This is a genomic window from Tenacibaculum insulae, from assembly GCF_964512435.1.
Lineage (GTDB): Bacteria > Bacteroidota > Bacteroidia > Flavobacteriales > Flavobacteriaceae > Polaribacter > Polaribacter insulae_A.
Genome location: NZ_OZ208512.1, coordinates 1,987,222 through 2,006,758, shown reverse-complemented (window position 1 = coordinate 2,006,758; position 19,537 = coordinate 1,987,222). Strand labels below are relative to the sequence as shown.

Genomic DNA, 19,537 nt, shown 5'->3' with positions numbered 1-19,537 from the left:
CAAAAAAACTTATTTTACTAAAGTACTTATTTTCAATAACAAAATTAAAACCAAAAAAACCATTTAGACTTCTACAAGTCTAAATGGTTTTTAATTTACTTTTTGTATTTATTAACAATTAATCAAATATCCTTTTTGATAACAATTGATATAATTTAGAAGCCAAACATCCCATTATTAGTCCGTTTATAAATCCTGCTAAAATATCAATAGGAAAATGAACTCCTAAATACAACCTACTATAAGCGAAAATTAATGGAAAAAACACCAAAAACTTAATATAGCTTGTATGTTTTTTTAAAAGCATAATCATAAAAACAGTAATTACAGTAGATGTTGTTGCATGACCAGATGCAAAACTATAACTCTGTGGCCTTATAAGCGTTCTTAACAAATCTTTTATAGCAGGATCATTATTGGGTCTTAATCTCTCGAAAACACCTCTAATAACGTTTGTTATTTGATCAGAAAAAGTAATCAATGCTGCAATAAAAAATATGGTAAACAATCCTTTTTTCCATCCTAAATATTTAAACACTAAAAAAAGTATGAATATAAATAAAGGTGTCCATGAAAATTGATTTGTAATTACCAACCAAAATCCATCCCATTGTTCACTTCCTAAATTATTTAAATAAATTAGTAGCTCTTTGTCTTTTTGTATAATGTTTTCTATCAAAATTACTTCCCTACTTTTAATACTTCTATTTCAAAAATTAAATCAGATTTACCTACAATTGGTCCTAAACCGTCTTCTCCATATCCTAAGTAATAAGGAATAAAAAATCTTGATTTATCACCTTCTCTCATCGTTTTAACTCCTTCTTTCCATCCTGCTATTAATGGTAAATCTGGATTATTTACCGTAAAAGTAAAAGGCTTCCCTTTATCTAAACTAGAATCTATTTTTTTACCATCAGCTAAAAACAAAGTATAATGAACTGTTGTAGGAATAGCTGGATTTACTTTTTTACCAGTTCCTTTTTGAAGTTGTAATACTTTTAAGCCAGAATCTGTTTCAATCGCTTCTTTAATTCCTTTTTCCTCTTGAAATTTACGTCTTGATTTTTCAAGTCTTTGTTGATGCTCTTCAGCTCTCTTTTCTTCATACGCTAATTCATTTTCAAAAACTTTTGCAGCCTTAAACTTCTTAGCATCAGCACCAACTCTTATAATTTCTACTTGATTAATATAATCGTTTTGCTTAATAACATCAACAATATTTTGCCCTAGTAATACTTTACCAAAAACAGAATGCATTCCGTCTAACCAAGGAGTTTCTTTATGTGTAATAAAAAACTGACTTGAATTTGTAGCTTTTCCTGAATTTGCCATAGATAATACACCTGCTCCGTTGTGTTTATAAATCAACTCACCTTCTGCATTCATCGGAAATTCATCTCCAAATTTATATCCTGCATTACCAGCTCCTGTTCCGGTAATATCGCCTCCCTGAATCATAAAATCTTTTATCACTCTATGAAAACGCGTCTTATTATAATACGGTTTTCCTTTTAAAGAATCTGTTACTTTAGGATTATCTCCTTCTGCAAGCGACACAAAATTAGCAACCGTCATTGGCACTTCTTTTTCGTGTAATTTTATTAAAATATCTCCGCGATTAGTTTGTATATCTGCATATAATCCGTTTTCTAAATCAGGGTATTTAACCGATTTACATGCCGAAATTAACACTACAATTGCTATTAAAACTTTATAAATCTTCATTTATTTATATTTTACGATTCTTTTATAAACAATCAATTAGGTTAACGACAAGCATTAACCTAATTGATTTTTAATTATTTATATTTTTATTACTTAATCTCAAGTAACTCTACCTCGAATACTAAAGGTGAAAAAGGCTTAATATTTACACCTCTTTGTTGCGCACCATATGCTAAATCTTGAGGAATAAAAAACTTATATTTTGCACCTACTTTCATTAACTGTAATCCTTCTGTCCAACCTTTAATAACTTGATTTACTCCAAATTCTGTTGGCTCACCTCTATCTACAGAGCTATCAAAAACAGTTCCGTCAATTAATGTACCGTGATAATGAACTTTTACTCTTGAAGTTGCTTTTGGAGCCTCTCCGTTTCCTTCCTTTAAAACCACATACTGTAAACCACTATCTGTAGTTTTCACACCATCTTTAGCTTTATTTTCTACTAAGAATTTTTCTCCTTCTTTTTTATAATCTCCAAACTCAGCTTCAGCTTTTTTAGCTTGCGCTTCCTGTTGTGCTTTCATTTTTTCTTGCTGTTGCTTTTGAAAAAATGTTTTTAAAATATTATTAATCTCTTTAGATTCAACTAAAAGATTGGTAGAATCCATTCCGTTTTTAAATCCTTGCACAAATAAATCTTGATCTAAATCGCTAAAATTTATTTTAATTTTATTTGCCATATCTAAACCTAAACTATAGCTTACAGAATCTATTTCTGTTGTTAATGATTTTTTGGTTTCAAATTGACTGTTACCACATGATACAATTGATAAGGTTACAACTGCTGCTGCTAAAATTTTAGTTAATTTCATTTTTATTTATTTGTTATTTAATTTCGATTAATGTTACTGTACTTTTTATTGATTGATTTACTTTTATCTTTTTTCCGTCTCCTACAACTCCAAAAGCTCTATAAGACGGAATTACAAATGTAATGGTTTCTCCTTTTTTCATCAACTTTATTCCGTCTTGTAATGCTGGTATAAAATCTTCTTTATCTATCTTATAATTTCTTTCTTGCTGCGGATAAATTGTATTTCCGTACATATCAGAAACATCATATTTTAACAAAACCATATCTTCTGATTTAGGAGTTGGTGTATTTAAAGAATCCTTAACAATATATCTATACCAAAATCCGTTTTTAGAAATTTTATAATCGTTAATAGTATCTTTAGCTATCCAATTTTCTAAGCGCTTTTTTTCTAAAGCATTTAATTTTTTGTTTTTAACAATTACTTCTTTATAAAAATTAGAAGTTCCTTGTTTTTTAGGTCTTCTTACCTCTTGCTCTTTACAAGAACTTATACTTAAAACAACTAGTAAGAAAAAAACTAAATTAAACTTCATAAGACGCTGCTAATTCTTTTTGATAGTTAGGTAATAACGTTGTAAATGTTGCAATCGTATCTTCCATCGACTCTAAACTTTTACCACCAGCAGCATTGTCATGACCGCCACCATTAAAATGGTTTCTAGCAAACTGATTTACAGAAAATTTCCCTTTACTACGAAGTGACATTTTAATAATTCCTTGCTCTTTATCTTCAATAAAAATAGCCGCAAAAACAATTCCTTTTAAAGAAAGCGCGTAATTTACAACACCTTCGGTATCTCCTTTTTCGTAATTAAACTTTTTCTTTTCTGCTTCAGATAAAGTTATAAACGCAGTTTTATACTCTGGCAATAATTTCATATTACTTAACGCTTGCCCCAATAATAATAAACGACTGTATGAGTTTGCATCTAACACATTACTATGTATCCTATCATTTTCGGCTCCTTTATCAATTAAATCAGCAATAATACGGTGTGTGGTACTTGTGGTTGATCTAAAACGAAAAGATCCAGTATCTGTCATAATACCTGTATACAAACAAGTAGCTATGTTTTTATCAATTAAATCAACATCTCCCATCATTTCAATAAAATTATAAACCATTTGACAGGTTGATGACATTGAAGTATCAGAATACATATAATTAAAATCATCTGGTTGTTGATGATGATCTATCAACGCAAAATCATTTTTATATTTTTCTAATGTATTTTGCATATCGCTACCAACGCGATGCAAGGCATTAAAATCTAAAAGAAATACAATTTCAGAATTATTTAAAGACCGAACACTTTGTTTGTTTTGACGATCGAAACGGTATACGGTTTCCGAACCCGGAATCCAATGTAAAAAATCAGGATATTCATTTGGCATTACCACTTGTGCGGTGTGCCCTTTTTTATCTAAATAATGCTTTAATCCTAATGTTGAACCAACGGCATCTCCATCAGGATTTCTATGACCTATTATCACAATATTTTTAGGTTGTGATAAAAATTCTTTGAGTTCTGTAAAGTGTTTTAAAATCATAAGTGGCGAATATACAATTAAATTAAAAAAATTGTGTAATTTCGCGCCGATTTTGTGTGGCGTTCACACGTACAACTATTAAAAAAATTAAGATGGCAACAAATAGAACTTTTACAATGATTAAACCAGATGGTGTTGAAAACGGACATACTGGTGCAATTTTAGACAAAATTAATGCTGCAGGTTTTAGAATCGTAGCAATGAAAAAAACACAAATGACAACGCGTGATGCTGAGGCTTTTTATGCTGTACACAACGAGCGTCCGTTTTTTGGTGAATTAGTTGAGTTTATGACTCGCGGGCCAATTATCGCCGCTATCTTAGAAAAAGATAACGCTGTTGAAGATTTTAGAACTTTAATCGGTGCTACAAATCCTGCTGAAGCTGCTGAAGGAACTATTCGTAAAATGTTTGCTACTTCTATTGGTGAAAATGCTGTTCACGGATCTGATTCTGATGAAAATGCTGCTATCGAAGGTGCTTTCCATTTTTCTGGTAGAGAAATGTTTTAAGAATACACTTCTTTAAAATATAAAAACTCGTTACTTAATTGTAACGAGTTTTTTTATGTTTGAAAATTATAAAATGATTAAGATATTTTAACTCTCATATTCATATGCAACCATTTGGTAGCTACTTTTGTTGATTTTCCGTTTACAATTTTATCATAATCTATTCCCCAGTCAAATAAATTCATCTTACTTTCTATTACTAACGAGCTTGCAGAAGTTTCATACGACTTTCTTATACCTGTAACAAATAGCTTTACCTCTTTCTCAACGCCTTTTATAGACATTTTACCATTTACTTGGTACCAATCAATACCCATCGTGTAAATATTTGTAGATTTAAATGTTATTTTTTCGTCATTCTTGCCGATAAATAAACCTGGTGTTTTAATTCGTTTTGTTAAATCTTTACCTGCACAAACATTAAATGAATTCGGATTTATAGCAAAAGAAATTTCCATATTTTCTAATGGATTTCCTAAATCGATTCTTACAGGTATTTTTACTTCTAAATCTTCAACTATTCCAGCAAACGGAGTACTACAATGCCCGTGAGTTACAAATAAATTAACCGTTTGTTGTTGTTTATTTTCAAGTACAGTAGTTGTTCCTTTTTTCTTAAAACTAGAAGTTTCTTTTGTATAGGCACTCGCAACAATTGCAATTACCAATACAACTAATGGCAAAATGATGTTCTTATTTTTTTTCATATTATAAATATTAAAAGTTTATACGAACATACTACCAGTAGCCTATAAATTATGCAAACGAAATGTAAAAAAAGTGTAAAAATTATATTTTAAAGAGATTTTACAATTAAACCAACATCAATTTTTTAACCAACACCTCTCCCATTTCTTCGTTAATCATGGTTATAATTTTATCCTTTCCATAACTTAATTGCTCTCTTAAAGTAGACGAAGTTAAACGAACAATTAAAGTACCATTTTGCAATTTTACCTCACTTGTATAAGACACAACTCCTGGCCCCATCATTTTAGCCCAAGCTTCGTCTATATGAATTTTTTGAAATCCTTTATTTAAATTCCCTTCTTTAATATAACTCCCTAATAATTCTTTAATTAAAAAACTATCATTTTCTCTTTTCGCCATCTTATTCTAATTTAAAAATTTGATACTTCTGATTACTTTTTTTAAGTACTTTTTCTGTTCTATCAAAATGTGTGTCCGTGATAAAAATCTGCCCAAAAGCATCATTATTTACTAAATCTACAATTTGTGCTACACGGTTTTCATCTAATTTATCAAAAATATCATCTAATAATAAAATCGGCGTTACGTTTGATTGTTTTTTAATAAACTCAAACTGTGCCAATTTTAAAGCTATTAAATATGATTTTTGCTGCCCTTGCGATCCAAATTTTTTAATAGGATATGTATCTATTTCAAAACTTAAATCATCCTTATGAATTCCGGATGATGTGTACTGTAACATCCTGTCTTTCTCTAAACTTTGCGCAAACAAATCCATCAAAGAAACATCGTGTAACTGACTCTTATATTTTAAATTCACCTCTTCTTTTGCTCCTGAAATAATTTGGTGTTTTTCATTAAAAATAGGTACAAATTCTTCTAAAAAAGCTTTTCTCTTATTATAAATAACGGTTCCGTACTCAACTAATTGCTCGTCGTAAACCTTTAAATTTAGATCATCAAAAGTTCTGTTTGCTGCAAAATATTTTAACAAAGCATTTCGTTGACTTACAATTTTATTGTACGAAATTAACACCTGTAAATAATTTTTATCTTGCTGTGAAATAACTCCGTCAATAAATTTTCTTCGTGTATCGCTTCCTTCAATAATTAAATCTCTATCTGCAGGAGAAATAATAACCAACGGCAATTGCCCAATATGTTCAGAAAACTTATCGTACACCTTGCCATTACGTTTTAATATTTTTTTTTGACCTCTTTTTAATGAACATAAAATTTTCTCATTTCTATCATTTAAAAGATAATCTCCATCAATCATAAAAAAATCTTGACCATGACGAATATTTTGTCCTGCAACCGAATTAAAATAACTTTTTGTAAAAGATAAATAATAAATTGCATCTAACACATTGGTTTTACCAATTCCGTTATTACCCACAAAACAATTTATTTTCTCCTGAAAATCAAAGGTTTGCGATTCGATATTTTTAAAATTTACCAGCGATATTTTTTGCAAATACATGAATGAGAATTATTTCGAAAAAGAAAGCGCAAATTATAGCTTTTTTTACGAAAAATCGATTTTTAAAATCCAATTTAAAAAGCTATTTTTGTCGCCACTAATTTTTAAGCAATTATGGCTACATACAAGAAAAGAGGATACAAACCTAAAAAAGAAAAGGTTACACAAGAAGTTGAAGAAAATTTTGATGAATCGCAAAGCACTACTGCTGAAGTATTTAATACTTTAGATGACACAGCGAACAAATCAGAACAATGGATTGAAAAAAATAGCAAGCCTTTATTTTATGGTTTAGTAGCTATTGCTGTTGTAATTTTAGGATACTTAGCTTTTACTAAATTTGTATCAGAACCTAACCAACAAGAAGCTTCTAACGAGCTTGCTCACCCAAGAACTTTCTTTGATCAAGCCGAAAAATCTGCTGGTGTTGCTGCCGATTCTTTATATACTTTAGGATTAACTGGTGGTGATGGTAAATATGGTTTTACAGATATAGCTAGTGAATTTAGTGGTACAAAAGCAGGGAATTTAGCAAACTATTATGCTGGTATTTCTTACTTAAAAATGAAAAAATACGAAGAAGCTATCGAATATTTAAGCAACTTTAATTCTAACGACGAATTATTAGGTGCTACTGCTTTAGGTGCTATTGGTGATGCTTTTGCTGATATTAACCAACCAAAAGACGCTTTAGATTATTACCAAAAAGCCGCTAACAAAAAAGACAATAACTTTACAGCTCCTTTATTTTTATTTAAAGCTGCACAAACAGCAATGGAATTAAAAGAATACAGTACTGCTGAAAAATTATATACTAGCATTAAACAAAAATACGCAAATACCGATCAAGGTAGAGATATTGAAAAATATATCAACAGCGCAAAATATGCTCAATAATGGCAACAACAAATTTATCTTATTACGATAAAGCTTCAATCCCAAATGCGAAATCTTTTCGATTTGGGATTGTTGTTTCTGAATGGAATCCTGAAATTACAGGAAACCTTAAAAAAGGAGCAATCGAAACTCTTTTAGATTGCGGTACGGAAGATAACAATATTATTTCTTGGGATGTTCCTGGAAGTTTTGAGTTAGTTTACGGATGTAAAAAAATGATTGAATCTCAAAAAGTAGATGCAATTATAGCTATCGGAAACGTAATTCAAGGAGAAACTAAACATTTTGATTTTGTTTGCGAAGGCGTAACACAAGGAATTGTGGATTTAAATATTAAATACGATGTGCCGGTTATTTTTTGTGTATTAACAGACAATACCAAACAACAATCATTAGATCGCTCTGGAGGAAAATTAGGAAACAAAGGTATAGAATGTGCTGTAGCCGCTATTAAAATGGCCGCTATTAAAAATTTAGAAAGACCAAGTAACTCTTTAGGTTTTTAAATTTACATAAAATACTTGCAAAATAAAAAGAACCAAAATGTAATACATTTTGGTTCTTTTTTTAACTTTAATTTAGGCATAATTTTTGACCACCTATTCATAATTCAGTAACTTTGAATTTCGCCTTTACACGTGTAATTATTATTACATTTTAGCATTTTAAAAGCAATATTTTATGGGATTTATAAAAAGAGAAAATAAAAAATTCGATTACAAACCTACCTATTATAAAGGAGAAGGGAATCCATATCAAGTAAAACATAAGTTTGACGAATTTCGCACAACCGTTGGTAAAACAAAAGGCTTAAAAGGTAAGTTTAATGCGGCTGTAAACGAATTTAAAGCATCTGAAAATGGCGGATTTAACAAAACAATTATAATTTTAATAGCGCTTTTTGTGCTTTTATTTTTATTTTTTATTGATTTTGATCTGTCTATCTTTTTATCAAAAAACAACTAATGTCTGATATTATACAATTGCTACCCGACCATGTTGCAAACCAAATTGCCGCTGGTGAAGTAGTACAACGTCCTGCTTCTGTTGTTAAAGAATTGGTTGAAAATTCTATTGATGCTGGAGCAACCTCTATTAAACTTTTATTAAAAGACGCTGGCAAAACGTTAATTCAAGTAATTGACGATGGTAAAGGAATGAGTACTACTGATGCTCGTTTAAGTTTTGAACGTCATGCAACTTCAAAAATTAAAGATGCGCAAGATTTGTTTAACTTAAATACCAAAGGTTTTCGCGGCGAAGCATTAGCATCAATTGCGGCTATTGCTCATGTTGAGTTAAAAACAAAACAAGAAAGTAAAGAACTTGGTACTCTTATAAAAATTGAAGGAAGCAAAATAACTTCGCAAGAAGCTGTATCTACAGCACAAGGGACAAGTATTGCTGTAAAAAATTTATTTTACAACATTCCTGCACGTCGAAATTTTTTAAAATCTGATACAATTGAAACACGTCATATTGTAGATGAATTTCAACGAGTTGCTTTAGCGCATCCAAATATTTCATTTTTATTACATCATAATAACACAGAGGTTTATCACCTTAAAAAAAGTAATTTACGCAAACGAATTGTAGCTATTTTCGGAACCAAAATGAACGAAAAATTAGTTCCTATTTCTGAGCAAACTGACATTATTACTATTAACGGATTTACTGCAAAACCTGAATTTGCCAAGAAAAAACGTGGTGAACAGTATTTTTTTGTAAACAATCGTTTTATAAAAAGTTCTTATTTAAATCATGCCGTAGTAAATGCTTTTGAAGGTTTACTAGAAAACGGGTCGCATCCGTCGTACTTTTTATATTTAGAAGTACCTCCTAATAGTATTGACATAAACATACATCCTACAAAAACAGAGATAAAATTTGATAATGAAAAGGCGTTATATGCCATTTTAAGAGCTACTGTTAAACATAGTTTAGGGCAATATAATGTAGCTCCTGTGTTAGATTTTAACAGAGATGCAACGTTAGATACTCCATACGATTATAATAAAAAAAGTACAAAAACACCTACAGTTCCTCCCATAACGGTAAATCCTGATTTTAATCCGTTTAAAACGGTAACAAATTTCGAGTCAACCCCCAATATTTCTAATAATTCGAATACCACAAGTTATCAATCTAACTTTAAAAAAGATACTGGTAATTGGGAAGCTTTATATACTAATACTGAACCTTTAGAAGCTACTAAGCAAGAGCAACTTTTTGAAACGCAACAAGAAACCGAAACAGGTAAAACGTTTCAAATTCAGAAAAAATATTTATTAAGTTCTATAAAATCGGGAGTTGTTTTAATCAATCAATCGTTAGCACATCAACGAATTTTATATGAAGAATTTTTAGAAAACATAACTGTAAAAGAAGCCAGTAGCCAACAGTTATTATTTCCTGTAAATATTTCGTTTTCTTCTGCGGATATTGAAATGATTTACACCATAAAATCTGATTTAGAAAGCGCTGGTTTTATGTTTGATGAATTTACTAAAGAAAGTGTTACTATTGGCGGAATTCCGACTTCAATAAGCGAAAGTCAAATTACCTTGATTTTAGAACAATTGTTAGACGACATTAAGCTAGAAGTACCAGACGCTAGCTTTAGTCATTTTGATGTTATGGCAAAATCTTTTGCAAAATCATTAGCCATAAAAACAGGAACAGTTTTAAACAACAAAGAACAAGAAAATTTGGTTGACGATTTATTTTCTTGCCGAGAACCTAACACATCTCCTTTAGGAAAGCCTACTTTTAAAACGCTTACCTTAAATGAAATTGACGCCATTTTTAACAAATAAAATATAATTATGCCTAAATTAACTGACGCTATAAAGCATTTAATAATCATTAACGTGATTATGTATTTTGCACCACAGTTACTAAACTTAGATTTAACAAATATTTTCGCTTTACATTACCCGCAAAACGAACATTTTGGCATTTGGCAATATGTTACGCATACTTTTATGCATGGAGGCACTATGCATTTAATTTTTAACATGTATGCTTTATGGGCTTTTGGTACTCCTTTAGAACAAATGTGGGGCAGAAATAAATTCCTGTTTTTTTACTTTTCGGCGGGTATTGGTGCTGGACTTATTTACACCTTGGTAAATTATTACCAATTTAACGGAATTTACGAACAAATCGTAGCCTTAGGGGTATCGCCTTCAGAAATACAAAATATATTAAGTTCAGGGCAATATAATGATAGTATTATAACGCTATCAAACAAAACAATGAGCGAATTTTATAGTTTGTACCACACGCCCGCGGTTGGAGCTTCGGGAGCTGTTTATGGTATTTTGGTTGCCTTCGGATTAGCCTTTCCTAACGCTAAATTGGCACTAATATTTTTTCCAGTACCTGTAGCTGCAAAATACTTTATTCCTTTAATGATTTTTGGTGATTTGTTTTTTGGGGTTACAAAATATTCTATCGGAAATGTTGCGCATTTTGCACATATTGGTGGTGCAATTATTGGATTTATTATTGCTTGGTATTGGAAAAAAGATCAATTCAAATCTCATTAATTTAGTATATTAGATACTTTGTAAGAAAAAGAAAACTGATGAATACTTTAGATAATTTAAAATATCGTTTTAAAAATGCTGGTATTGTAGAGCAGCTTATTTATGTAAATCTTGCTGTTTTTTTACTCGTTTTTATTGCCAATACCTTCGGGTTTTTATTTCAAGCAAACAGTAACTTGTTTGTTAATTGGTTTGCGCTACCTGCCAATTTTAATGATTTTTTATCAAAACCGTGGACAATTATTACTTACGGATTTTTACACACCAGTTTTTTACACATACTCTTAAATTTAATTGCCTTATTTTATATTGGTCATTTATTTAATCAATACTTTACAGCAAAACAATTGCTTAACTTTTACCTTTTAGGAACCTTGTTTGGCGGAATTATTTTTATTGCTAGTTATAACTTTTTTCCCGCTTTGCAACGAGTTTCCGACAATAGTGTTTTACTAGGTGCATCCGCAGGTATTTCGGCTATTTTTATAGGTGTTGCTACTTACATCCCTAATTACGAATTAAAATTTCCGTTAATTGGTTTTGTTAAATTATGGATATTAGCCTGCGTTTGGATTGCTATTGATATTATTCAAATACCTGGTGGTAATGCTGGCGGACACCTTGCTCACATTGGCGGGGCTTTATTCGGATTTCTATATGTTGTTAAGGCAAGTAATAAAGAATTAGAAATTTTTAAAATGTTTAAGAAGTTTTTTAAAAAGAAAGAAAAACCTTTAAAAACTGTTTATAAATCAGGTAAAAAAACTGTAAAAAAAACCTCTAAAAAATCAACAAATCAGCAAGAAATAGATGCTATTTTAGATAAAATAAGTAAATCTGGTTATGATACTTTAACCAAAAACGAAAAAGACTTTTTATTTAAACAAGGCAAATAATTACATGAAAAAATACTCGGTTATACACAAGTTATTCTTTTTTATCAATTCAGTTTTTGCTACTGTTTTGTTATTATCGTATGTGTTGCCTTTTGTTTCTCCAAAATTAATTCCGGCTTTTGCCGTTTTTAGTTTATCAGTTCCTTTATTGGTACTTATAAATGCTTTCTTTTTTGTGTATTGGTTACTTAAACTTCATAAAAACTCACTTTTATCTTTACTTGTTTTATTAATAGGATGGTTTACCTCGCCTCTTCTTGTTAAGTTTTCGAAGAAAGAAATTATTTTAAATAACGATTTAAAAGTGATGAGTTATAATGTTCGTTTATTTAATCATTATAAACATTTAGAAGACATTACAACAGAACAGAAAATATATGATTTTATAAATAATGAAAAACCTGATATACTTAGTATGCAAGAGTTTTATCAGTCAAAATTATTAAACATAAAGCTGCCTTATAAATACATTAAAACAAAATCAAAAGCTAATAAATTCGGACTTGCAATTTACACTAAATACCCAATTATAAACTCTGGTTCTTTAAACTTTAAAAACAGTGCCAACAATACTATTTTTGTTGATATTCTTAAAAACAAAGACACCATTAGAGTGTATAATGTACATTTAGAATCGTTAAAATTAAATCCGAAGAAAGAAAATTTTGGCGAAAAAGATTCTGAACGTTTGTTTAAACGATTAGCAAATGGTTTTGAAAAACAGGTAAACCAAACAGAACTTATTTTACAACACGAAAGCTCTTGGAAAGGCAAAAAAATAATTTGTGGCGATTTTAATAATACAGCTTATTCTTGGGTGTATCAAAAATTATCAAAAAACAAACAAGACGCTTTTTTAAACGCAGGTATTGGTTTAGGTAAATCTTTTAGATACTTATACCCTATGCGAATAGATTTTATTTTAACCGATAAAAACACCACAATAAACCAATACAAAACTTATAATGATCTTAAATTATCGGATCATTATCCTATTATGACCCGTATAAATTGGAAGTAATATGTATATTGCAAAATTAAACAATCAACTATGAAACATTTTGATGTAGCTATTATTGGTAGTGGCCCTTCTGGAGCTTCTACTGCTTTTTATTTAGCTAAAAACGGGATTTCAACCGTATTAATAGAAAAAGAAACATTGCCTAGGTACAAAACCTGTGGAGGCGGATTTGTTTTTAGAGGCCGAAAAGATTTACCTTTTGACATTAGTGAAGTTGTAGAAAAAGAATTTCATACTGTTGATGTATATTTAGAAAAAAACTTACATTTTAAAACACATAGAAAAGACCCAACAATCACTATGATTATGAGGGATTCTTTTGATCATTTAATTGTTAAAAAAGCAAAAGAACTTGGTGTTACTTTATTAGAAAACCATAAATTAGAGGGTTTATCTTTTAATGATAAAATAATTACTTTAGAAACCTCTCAAGGCAACTTAACCGCAAATTTTGTAATTGCTGCAGATGGAGCTCTAAGTCCTACCGCTAAAATGGCTGGCTGGAAAGAAGATACCAGAAAGTTAATTCCTGCTTTAGAATATGAAGTAGAAGTGTCTGAAGAAGATTTTAACCGCTTATCAAAAGAAGTTCGCTTTGACATTGATGCAATTCCTTATGGGTATGCTTGGAGTTTTCCTAAAAAAAATCATTTATCTATAGGTGTTGCTTCTACAAAAAGAACTAAAATAAATTTAAAGAAATTTTATTTAGAGTACATGAAAACTCTTAAAATTACGGATGTAATTAGTGAATCTCAACACGGATTTCAAATTCCTGTAGCTCCAAGAACTGATGGATTTGTAAAAAACAACGTGTTTTTAATTGGGGATGCTGCTGGTTTTGCTGACCCTATTACTGCCGAAGGAATTTCGAATGCTATTTATAGCGGTAAATTAGCTGCTGAAGCTATTATAGAAAGTAAACAAGATTACGAAACTGCTAAAAAGTTATACTTAGATAAATTGAATGAAAAACTATTACCAGAATTAAGTACTGGTTTATGGCTTTCTAAATGGTTTTATGAACAAAAAACAATAAGAAACTTACTATTAAAAAAGTTTGGTCAACATTTTAGCGAAGCAATGGCTGATGTTTTTCATGGAGACAGAAACTATCCTAAAGACATTAAACAAACGATAAAAAATAAAATAAAGTCGCTGGTTTCTTAATCAAAGATGTATAATAACAAAACACCGTTTAGATAATCTAAACGGTGTTTTTGTTTAGGTAAATTTACTTCTTTATCACTCTTTTTAAATTCAGTAAATCAATAGGATTTATTCCTAATCCTTGTATATTTTTTTGACTAAAACGAATTACTTCATCATAATACAAAGGTACAACTGGGGCTTCTTGAATAATGATACTATCCATTTTCTGATACAATAAATAACGTTTTTTAACATCAGTTTCTTTTATTGAAGCTTCATACAAAGCATCAAAATTATCATTTTTAAAATGTGTATAATTAGGGCCATTGGGTGTAAAATTTTTACTATAAAATAACGACAAATAATTCTCTGCATCGGGGTAATCGGCAATCCAACTTGCTCTAAAAACGGGTAACTTTCCACTCGCTTTTCCTTGTCGTAAAGTTGATGGCGGAATCACATCAACTTTTGTACTTAATCCAATATTTTGCAATTCTCGTTGTATAAACTCACATAAATCTAAATAATTACCATTGGTTGTAATGGTGATTTCTGGATTTTTATTTCCAGATTCTTTTATGTATTGTAAAACCAAAGCTGTTGCTTTTTCTGGTTGATACGAGTATCCTTTTTGATTATTAAATGATGGTAAACCTTTTGGTATAAATCCACTTGTTGCAGGTGTTCCAATTCCGTTTCTTAAAAATTTAATCATTTTTTTCCGATCAAATCCGTAATTTATTGCTTGTCGTATTAATTTTGATTTTGTTGAATACTCATTTTCTCCATCTAAATAAATTCCTAAATATTCAGTATTCAAATATGCGCCAGTTTGCATAATAATTTTATTCGCATACTTTTCTTTTAAAGTTCCGTCTGTATTTAAAATATCATCTTTATAAGAAGCGTCTAAACTTTTCATAAAATCAATATTTCCTTGAACAAACTGTAAAAATTCACTTTGTTTATCTGGCAAAAAAGTAATAGCAACGGCTTCTAAATAAGGCAATTTATTTCCCTCAGTATCTTTTTCAAAATACATGGAGTTTTTACGCAACACTAACTTGGTGTTTTCAACCCAAAGTTTAAATTTAAAAGGACCTGTACCAATTGGGTTTGAACGAAATTTATCTCCAAAATAATCTACTGCCTCCTTCGGCACTACCGAACAATATTTCATTGCTAACAATCCTAAAAAAGGCGGAAAAGTTTGTTTTAAATTGATTGTAAATATCGAATCATTTTTTGCTTTAAAGTTTTTTACATTTTGCAATACCCAACCTCCAGGAGAAGCTACATTTTTAGCTAGCAATCTATTAAATGAATACTCAAAATCATTTGCTACAACATTTCTTGTCGAATCTTTTCCAAACAACGAATGTTTATGAAATTTCACATTGCTTCTTAAAATAAACTTGTATGTTTTTCCGTCTTCAGAAATCGTCCAACTTTTAGCTATATCAGGTTGAACAAATAAACTATCATCTAACTGAACCAAACCATTATATAACTGATTTATCGCCCAAATATTACGTTGATCTTTTGCAAAAGCAGGATCTAAAGAAGTAATATTAGAATGTTCATTATAACGGAAAACTTGTGAGTTGGTAAATTTATTTTCTCTTTTTGTACATGAGCACACAACAATAAAAAGAAGTAATAGAGTAAAAATTTTACTTTTGTTTTCTCTTATTTTTATAATATGATTTATCTGCAATATATATAGTTTTTGAAACTTCGGCATAAGTTACCGAAGCTTCTTTATTTGTAATAAAAAGTTCTTTTATTAAATCTATTTCTTTTTCTTTAACTACTTTTTCTTTTATTTCTTGAATTTCATTTTCAGTAAAAACAAAATCGGCATAAGCATTTTCTTTAGCAGGTCTTTTAAACTTTATATTGGCACTTTTGTCCCAAACAACATAATCGCTTCCTAAAATATTCATTAATTGAATCATAAAAACAGGATCGGTTGCCGAAAACAAACTTCCACCAAAAATAGAACCCACATAGTTTTTATTTTTATAACCAATCGGAATTTTAACTTTTACGTTAAATAAATCTTCAGAAACTTCAATAATTTTCCCTGTCGATCTACGATACATTGGCGATATATTAAATCCGTATTTAAAAATAGTATGCTCTTTTAAAAAGGTATTTAAAACTTTAGAAATTGCTGCGTACATTTTTATTACTTATTAAATTCATATTCGCGTTCTACCTTACAAATTCGTAATTGATATTGTTCATACCATCTTTCACGCCCTAAATTCCTTGCTTCTGTATGCAACAAATTATTTTTCCATCTAGTAATATCTTCTAAATTTGCCCAATACGAAACAGTAATTCCTATTTCACTTCGCGCAGATTCTACTCCTAAAAAGCCTTTTTGTTGTTTTGCTAAAAACTCCATTCTTTCATTCATTTCACTATAACCTTCTAAGTTATTTGTTGTTTTTGTTGTAAAAATAACTGCATAATAAGGCGGTGTTAACGATGTTACAATCATAATATCAATTCGTATTTTGTTTCTGGTAAGCCAATATCTTCACTTATAAACTTATTAACTTCAATAAAATTATATTTTTTTAAAATTTTAGCAGAAGCTCTATTTTTATCAACAACATAACCTACTATTTTTTTCATTCCTACCGATTTACAATAAGTAATTAATCCCTCACATATTTCGGTAGCATAACCTTTGCCCCAATACTCTTGAATAAATCGATACCCAATTTCATCATCTTCATTATCTTTAACCAAGGCTAAAGTACCTACAAATTCGTTATTTGTTTTTTGTACAATCGCATAAATAAAAAACTCATTTGCATTATTTTCATACTTACTTATCAAATCTTTTAACTCAATTTTACAAGCATCAATCGATTTTACTTCGCCAGTAGCGTATTGTAATACCTTCGGATTACTTTCTAACTTAAAAAAAGGCTGTAAATCGGTTGTTTTTAGTTTCCTAACAAGTAATCTTTTCGTTTCAAAAATCATGATTATTATCGTATTTTTGCGGTTGATAAATACTGTTTAAAGCAGATTTATAAAAATACACTATACGAACTTCTAAAAAAATAAAGACTTACACAAGACTTTTGCTTTTTATTAAGGATATTAAAAGAAATGAATGCAGATAAAAAAGTAGCTTTTTATACTTTAGGATGTAAATTAAATTTTTCTGAAACCTCTACCATCGCTCGAAATTTTGTTAACGAAGGTTTTAACCGTGTTGAGTTTGAAGAAAAAGCAGATGTATATGTAATTAACACATGTTCGGTTACTGATAATGCTGATAAACGTTTTAAATCGATTGTAAAAAATGCTTTAAAACAAAACGAAGACGCTTTTATTATTGGCGTAGGTTGTTATGCGCAATTAAAACCAGAAGAGTTAGCCAATGTTAATGGTGTTGATTTAGTATTAGGTGCTACCGAAAAATTTAATGTTACCAGCTATATTAATGATTTAACAAAAAATGATATTGGCGAAGTACATTCTTGCGAAATTGAAGAAGCAGATTCTTATGTAGGTGCTTATTCTATTGGCGATCGTACACGTGCATTTTTAAAAGTACAAGATGGTTGCGATTATAAATGCACCTATTGTACAATTCCGCTTGCTCGTGGAATTTCAAGATCTGATACTTTAGAAAACGTATTAAAAAATGCCAAAGAAATTTCTGAAAAAGGGATTAAAGAAATCGTTTTAACGGGTGTTAATATTGGTGATTATGGTAAAGGAGAATTTGGTAATAAAAAACACGAACATACATTTTTAGAATTGGTAAAAGAATTGGATAAAGTTGATGGAATTCATCGTTTACGAATTTCATCCATAGAGCCAAATTTATTAAAAGATGAAACGATTGAGTTTGTTTCTAAATCTAACACATTTGTACCTCATTTTCATATTCCGCTACAATCTGGTAGCGACGAATTGTTAAAAAAGATGAAACGTCGTTATTTAACGCAAACCTACACAAACAGAGTCGCTAAAATTAAAGAAGTAATGCCTAACGCTTGTATTGGTGTTGATGTTATTGTTGGTTTTCCTGGCGAAACAGATGAGTTGTTTTTAGAAACTTACAACTATTTAAACGAAATGGATATTTCGTATTTACATGTTTTCACATATTCTGAAAGACCAAACACCGAAGCTGTTAAAATGGATGGTGTAGTGGCTAAAAATGTACGTGCAAAACGCAGTAAAATGCTACGTGGTTTGTCTGTTAAAAAGCGTAGAGCTTTTTACGAAACACAAATAGGAAACACATTAACGGTTTTATTTGAAAGCGAAAATAAAGAAGGTTATATCTACGGATTTACTCAAAACTATGTAAAAGTAAAAACTCCTTGGAATCCTGAATTAGTAAACACATTACACACCGTTACTTTAACTAAAATTGATGAAGATGGTTTGGTGCGTTTTAACTTTGTAAAAAACTAAACTAGTTCTTAAATTATCAAAAAAAAGATTTAAAAAAATGGCAAAAACTCACATCTATTTTGTTCCTGGTTTAGCTGCCAGTTCTAAAATATTTGAGCATATTTTTTTGCCTGAAAAACATTTTCAACTTCATTTTTTAGAATGGATGATGCCTTTATCAAAAAATGAAAGTTTAACAAATTATACACAACGATTTTCTACTAAAATTAAACATAAAAACCCTATATTAGTTGGTGTTTCTTTTGGCGGAATTTTAGTGCAAGAAATAAGTAAAATTATTGATTGCAAAAAAGTAATTATTATATCTAGCGTAAAAAGTAATAAAGAGTTTCCTAAACGCTTTAAATTAGCTCAGGTTACCAAAATTTACAAGCTTTTCCCTTCAAAAATTATTGCTGATATTGAAAATTACGATCATTATTTTTTTAATGAATATTTAAAAAAAAGAGCAAAATTATACAAAACGTATTTATCTGTAAGAGATGCTAATTATTTACAATGGGCAATACATAATGTATTACATTGGCAACAAAATAAACCACTCGCTAAAATTATACATATACACGGAAAAAAAGATGAAGTTTTTCCGATTAAACATATAAAAAATAGCATAGAAATTGAAAACGGCACACATGTAATGATTTTAAATAAAGCCAAAACGATTTCAAAAATATTAGAAAAGGAATGCTTTTTGATTGATAAAAATACAATTTAAACTGATTTTATCTCCAAAAATCGCTTCAGTTTTTTATAATTAAAC

At 29.7% G+C, this 19,537-nt stretch carries 23 protein-coding genes; 11 read left to right on the top strand and 12 right to left on the bottom strand.

Features of this window, described 5'->3' with window-relative positions; all coding sequences use genetic code 11:
- Positions 1-118: 118 nt before the first annotated feature.
- From ACN5J5_RS09370 to ACN5J5_RS09350, 5 genes are all read right to left on the bottom strand, one after another.
- Positions 119-679 carry a phosphatase PAP2 family protein gene (locus ACN5J5_RS09370; RefSeq protein WP_418644647.1) on the bottom strand — a complete coding sequence of 187 codons (561 nt, stop codon included), beginning with the start codon at positions 677-679 and terminating at the stop codon, positions 119-121.
- Between the two features lie 2 nt (positions 680-681).
- Positions 682-1,728 (bottom strand): peptidylprolyl isomerase, encoded by a 1,047-nt coding sequence (locus ACN5J5_RS09365; protein WP_418644646.1) that lies wholly within the window; start codon positions 1,726-1,728, stop codon positions 682-684.
- Between the two features lie 89 nt (positions 1,729-1,817).
- Positions 1,818-2,543 (bottom strand): FKBP-type peptidyl-prolyl cis-trans isomerase, encoded by a 726-nt coding sequence (locus ACN5J5_RS09360; RefSeq protein WP_418644645.1) that lies wholly within the window; start codon positions 2,541-2,543, stop codon positions 1,818-1,820.
- 13 nt (positions 2,544-2,556) lie between these two features.
- Positions 2,557-3,081, bottom strand: a complete 525-nt coding sequence (gene gldI / locus ACN5J5_RS09355) for a gliding motility-associated peptidyl-prolyl isomerase GldI (protein WP_418644644.1) — start codon at positions 3,079-3,081, stop codon at positions 2,557-2,559.
- Positions 3,071-4,099, bottom strand: a complete 1,029-nt coding sequence (locus tag ACN5J5_RS09350; RefSeq protein ID WP_418644643.1) for a DHH family phosphoesterase — start codon at positions 4,097-4,099, stop codon at positions 3,071-3,073. The genes gldI and ACN5J5_RS09350 overlap by 11 nt, the downstream gene beginning before the upstream one ends.
- A 92-nt stretch (positions 4,100-4,191) precedes the next feature.
- On the opposite strand from ACN5J5_RS09350, the gene ACN5J5_RS09345 reads away from it, so the two are divergent.
- Positions 4,192-4,611: a nucleoside-diphosphate kinase gene (locus ACN5J5_RS09345; protein WP_101906963.1), complete on the top strand. Its 420-nt coding sequence runs from the start codon at positions 4,192-4,194 to the stop codon at positions 4,609-4,611.
- 77 nt (positions 4,612-4,688) lie between these two features.
- Here ACN5J5_RS09345 and ACN5J5_RS09340 read toward each other — a convergent pair whose 3' ends face one another.
- The 3 genes from ACN5J5_RS09340 to recF form a co-directional block, all read right to left on the bottom strand.
- On the bottom strand, positions 4,689-5,318 hold the full coding sequence (locus tag ACN5J5_RS09340) for a YceI family protein (protein WP_418644642.1): 630 nt from the start codon (positions 5,316-5,318) through the stop codon (positions 4,689-4,691).
- A gap of 106 nt (positions 5,319-5,424) precedes the next feature.
- Positions 5,425-5,721, bottom strand: coding sequence for a DUF721 domain-containing protein (locus tag ACN5J5_RS09335; protein WP_418644641.1), 297 nt, complete (start codon positions 5,719-5,721; stop codon positions 5,425-5,427).
- A 1-nt stretch (position 5,722) separates the two neighbouring features.
- On the bottom strand, positions 5,723-6,805 hold the full coding sequence (gene recF / locus ACN5J5_RS09330) for a DNA replication/repair protein RecF (RefSeq protein ID WP_418644640.1): 1,083 nt from the start codon (positions 6,803-6,805) through the stop codon (positions 5,723-5,725).
- Positions 6,806-6,919: 114 nt separating this feature from the next.
- Between recF and ACN5J5_RS09325 the strand changes: the two genes are divergently transcribed.
- The 8 genes from ACN5J5_RS09325 to ACN5J5_RS09290 all read left to right on the top strand — a co-directional run bounded on the left by ACN5J5_RS09325 (position 6,920) and on the right by ACN5J5_RS09290 (position 14,340).
- On the top strand, positions 6,920-7,702 hold the full coding sequence (locus ACN5J5_RS09325; RefSeq protein WP_418644639.1) for a tetratricopeptide repeat protein: 783 nt from the start codon (positions 6,920-6,922) through the stop codon (positions 7,700-7,702).
- Positions 7,702-8,208, top strand: coding sequence for a 6,7-dimethyl-8-ribityllumazine synthase (gene ribH / locus ACN5J5_RS09320; protein WP_418644638.1), 507 nt, complete (start codon positions 7,702-7,704; stop codon positions 8,206-8,208). Before ACN5J5_RS09325 ends, ribH begins: the two co-directional genes overlap by 1 nt.
- 175 nt (positions 8,209-8,383) lie before the next feature.
- The gene (locus ACN5J5_RS09315; RefSeq protein ID WP_418644637.1) at positions 8,384-8,668 is read left to right on the top strand and encodes a riboflavin synthase subunit beta; all 285 of its coding nucleotides are present in this window, start codon (positions 8,384-8,386) and stop codon (positions 8,666-8,668) included.
- A complete protein-coding gene (gene mutL, locus ACN5J5_RS09310; RefSeq protein WP_418644636.1) occupies positions 8,668-10,518 on the top strand; it encodes a DNA mismatch repair endonuclease MutL in 1,851 nt (616 codons plus the stop codon). Before ACN5J5_RS09315 ends, mutL begins: the two co-directional genes overlap by 1 nt.
- 9 nt (positions 10,519-10,527) lie before the next feature.
- Complete coding sequence (locus ACN5J5_RS09305; RefSeq protein WP_418644635.1) at positions 10,528-11,253, top strand: rhomboid family intramembrane serine protease; 726 nt, start codon at positions 10,528-10,530, stop codon at positions 11,251-11,253.
- A 38-nt stretch (positions 11,254-11,291) separates the two neighbouring features.
- Positions 11,292-12,149 (top strand): rhomboid family intramembrane serine protease, encoded by an 858-nt coding sequence (locus ACN5J5_RS09300; RefSeq protein ID WP_418644634.1) that lies wholly within the window; start codon positions 11,292-11,294, stop codon positions 12,147-12,149.
- Positions 12,150-12,153: 4 nt separating this feature from the next.
- Positions 12,154-13,170 (top strand): endonuclease/exonuclease/phosphatase family protein, encoded by a 1,017-nt coding sequence (locus tag ACN5J5_RS09295; RefSeq protein ID WP_418644633.1) that lies wholly within the window; start codon positions 12,154-12,156, stop codon positions 13,168-13,170.
- 30 nt (positions 13,171-13,200) lie between these two features.
- Positions 13,201-14,340, top strand: a complete 1,140-nt coding sequence (locus tag ACN5J5_RS09290; RefSeq protein WP_418644632.1) for a geranylgeranyl reductase family protein — start codon at positions 13,201-13,203, stop codon at positions 14,338-14,340.
- A 64-nt stretch (positions 14,341-14,404) separates the two neighbouring features.
- Here the strand turns inward: ACN5J5_RS09290 and ACN5J5_RS09285 are convergent, their stop codons facing one another.
- The 4 genes from ACN5J5_RS09285 to ACN5J5_RS09270 are packed head-to-tail and all read right to left on the bottom strand — an operon-like array spanning position 14,405 to position 17,325.
- Positions 14,405-16,039 (bottom strand): ABC transporter substrate-binding protein, encoded by a 1,635-nt coding sequence (locus tag ACN5J5_RS09285; RefSeq protein WP_418644631.1) that lies wholly within the window; start codon positions 16,037-16,039, stop codon positions 14,405-14,407.
- Positions 15,996-16,508, bottom strand: a complete 513-nt coding sequence (locus tag ACN5J5_RS09280; RefSeq protein ID WP_418644630.1) for a DUF4442 domain-containing protein — start codon at positions 16,506-16,508, stop codon at positions 15,996-15,998. The genes ACN5J5_RS09285 and ACN5J5_RS09280 overlap by 44 nt, the downstream gene beginning before the upstream one ends.
- Positions 16,509-16,513: 5 nt before the next feature.
- Entirely contained in the window at positions 16,514-16,831 is a 318-nt protein-coding gene (locus tag ACN5J5_RS09275; protein WP_418644629.1) for an antibiotic biosynthesis monooxygenase family protein, read from the bottom strand.
- Positions 16,828-17,325: a GNAT family N-acetyltransferase gene (locus ACN5J5_RS09270; protein ID WP_418644628.1), complete on the bottom strand. Its 498-nt coding sequence runs from the start codon at positions 17,323-17,325 to the stop codon at positions 16,828-16,830. Before ACN5J5_RS09270 ends, ACN5J5_RS09275 begins: the two co-directional genes overlap by 4 nt.
- A 129-nt stretch (positions 17,326-17,454) precedes the next feature.
- On the opposite strand from ACN5J5_RS09270, the gene mtaB reads away from it, so the two are divergent.
- A complete protein-coding gene (gene mtaB / locus ACN5J5_RS09265) occupies positions 17,455-18,777 on the top strand; it encodes a tRNA (N(6)-L-threonylcarbamoyladenosine(37)-C(2))-methylthiotransferase MtaB (RefSeq protein WP_418644627.1) in 1,323 nt (440 codons plus the stop codon).
- A 37-nt stretch (positions 18,778-18,814) separates the two neighbouring features.
- Positions 18,815-19,492, top strand: a complete 678-nt coding sequence (locus ACN5J5_RS09260) for an alpha/beta hydrolase (protein WP_418644626.1) — start codon at positions 18,815-18,817, stop codon at positions 19,490-19,492.
- Positions 19,493-19,537: the final 45 nt, after the last annotated feature.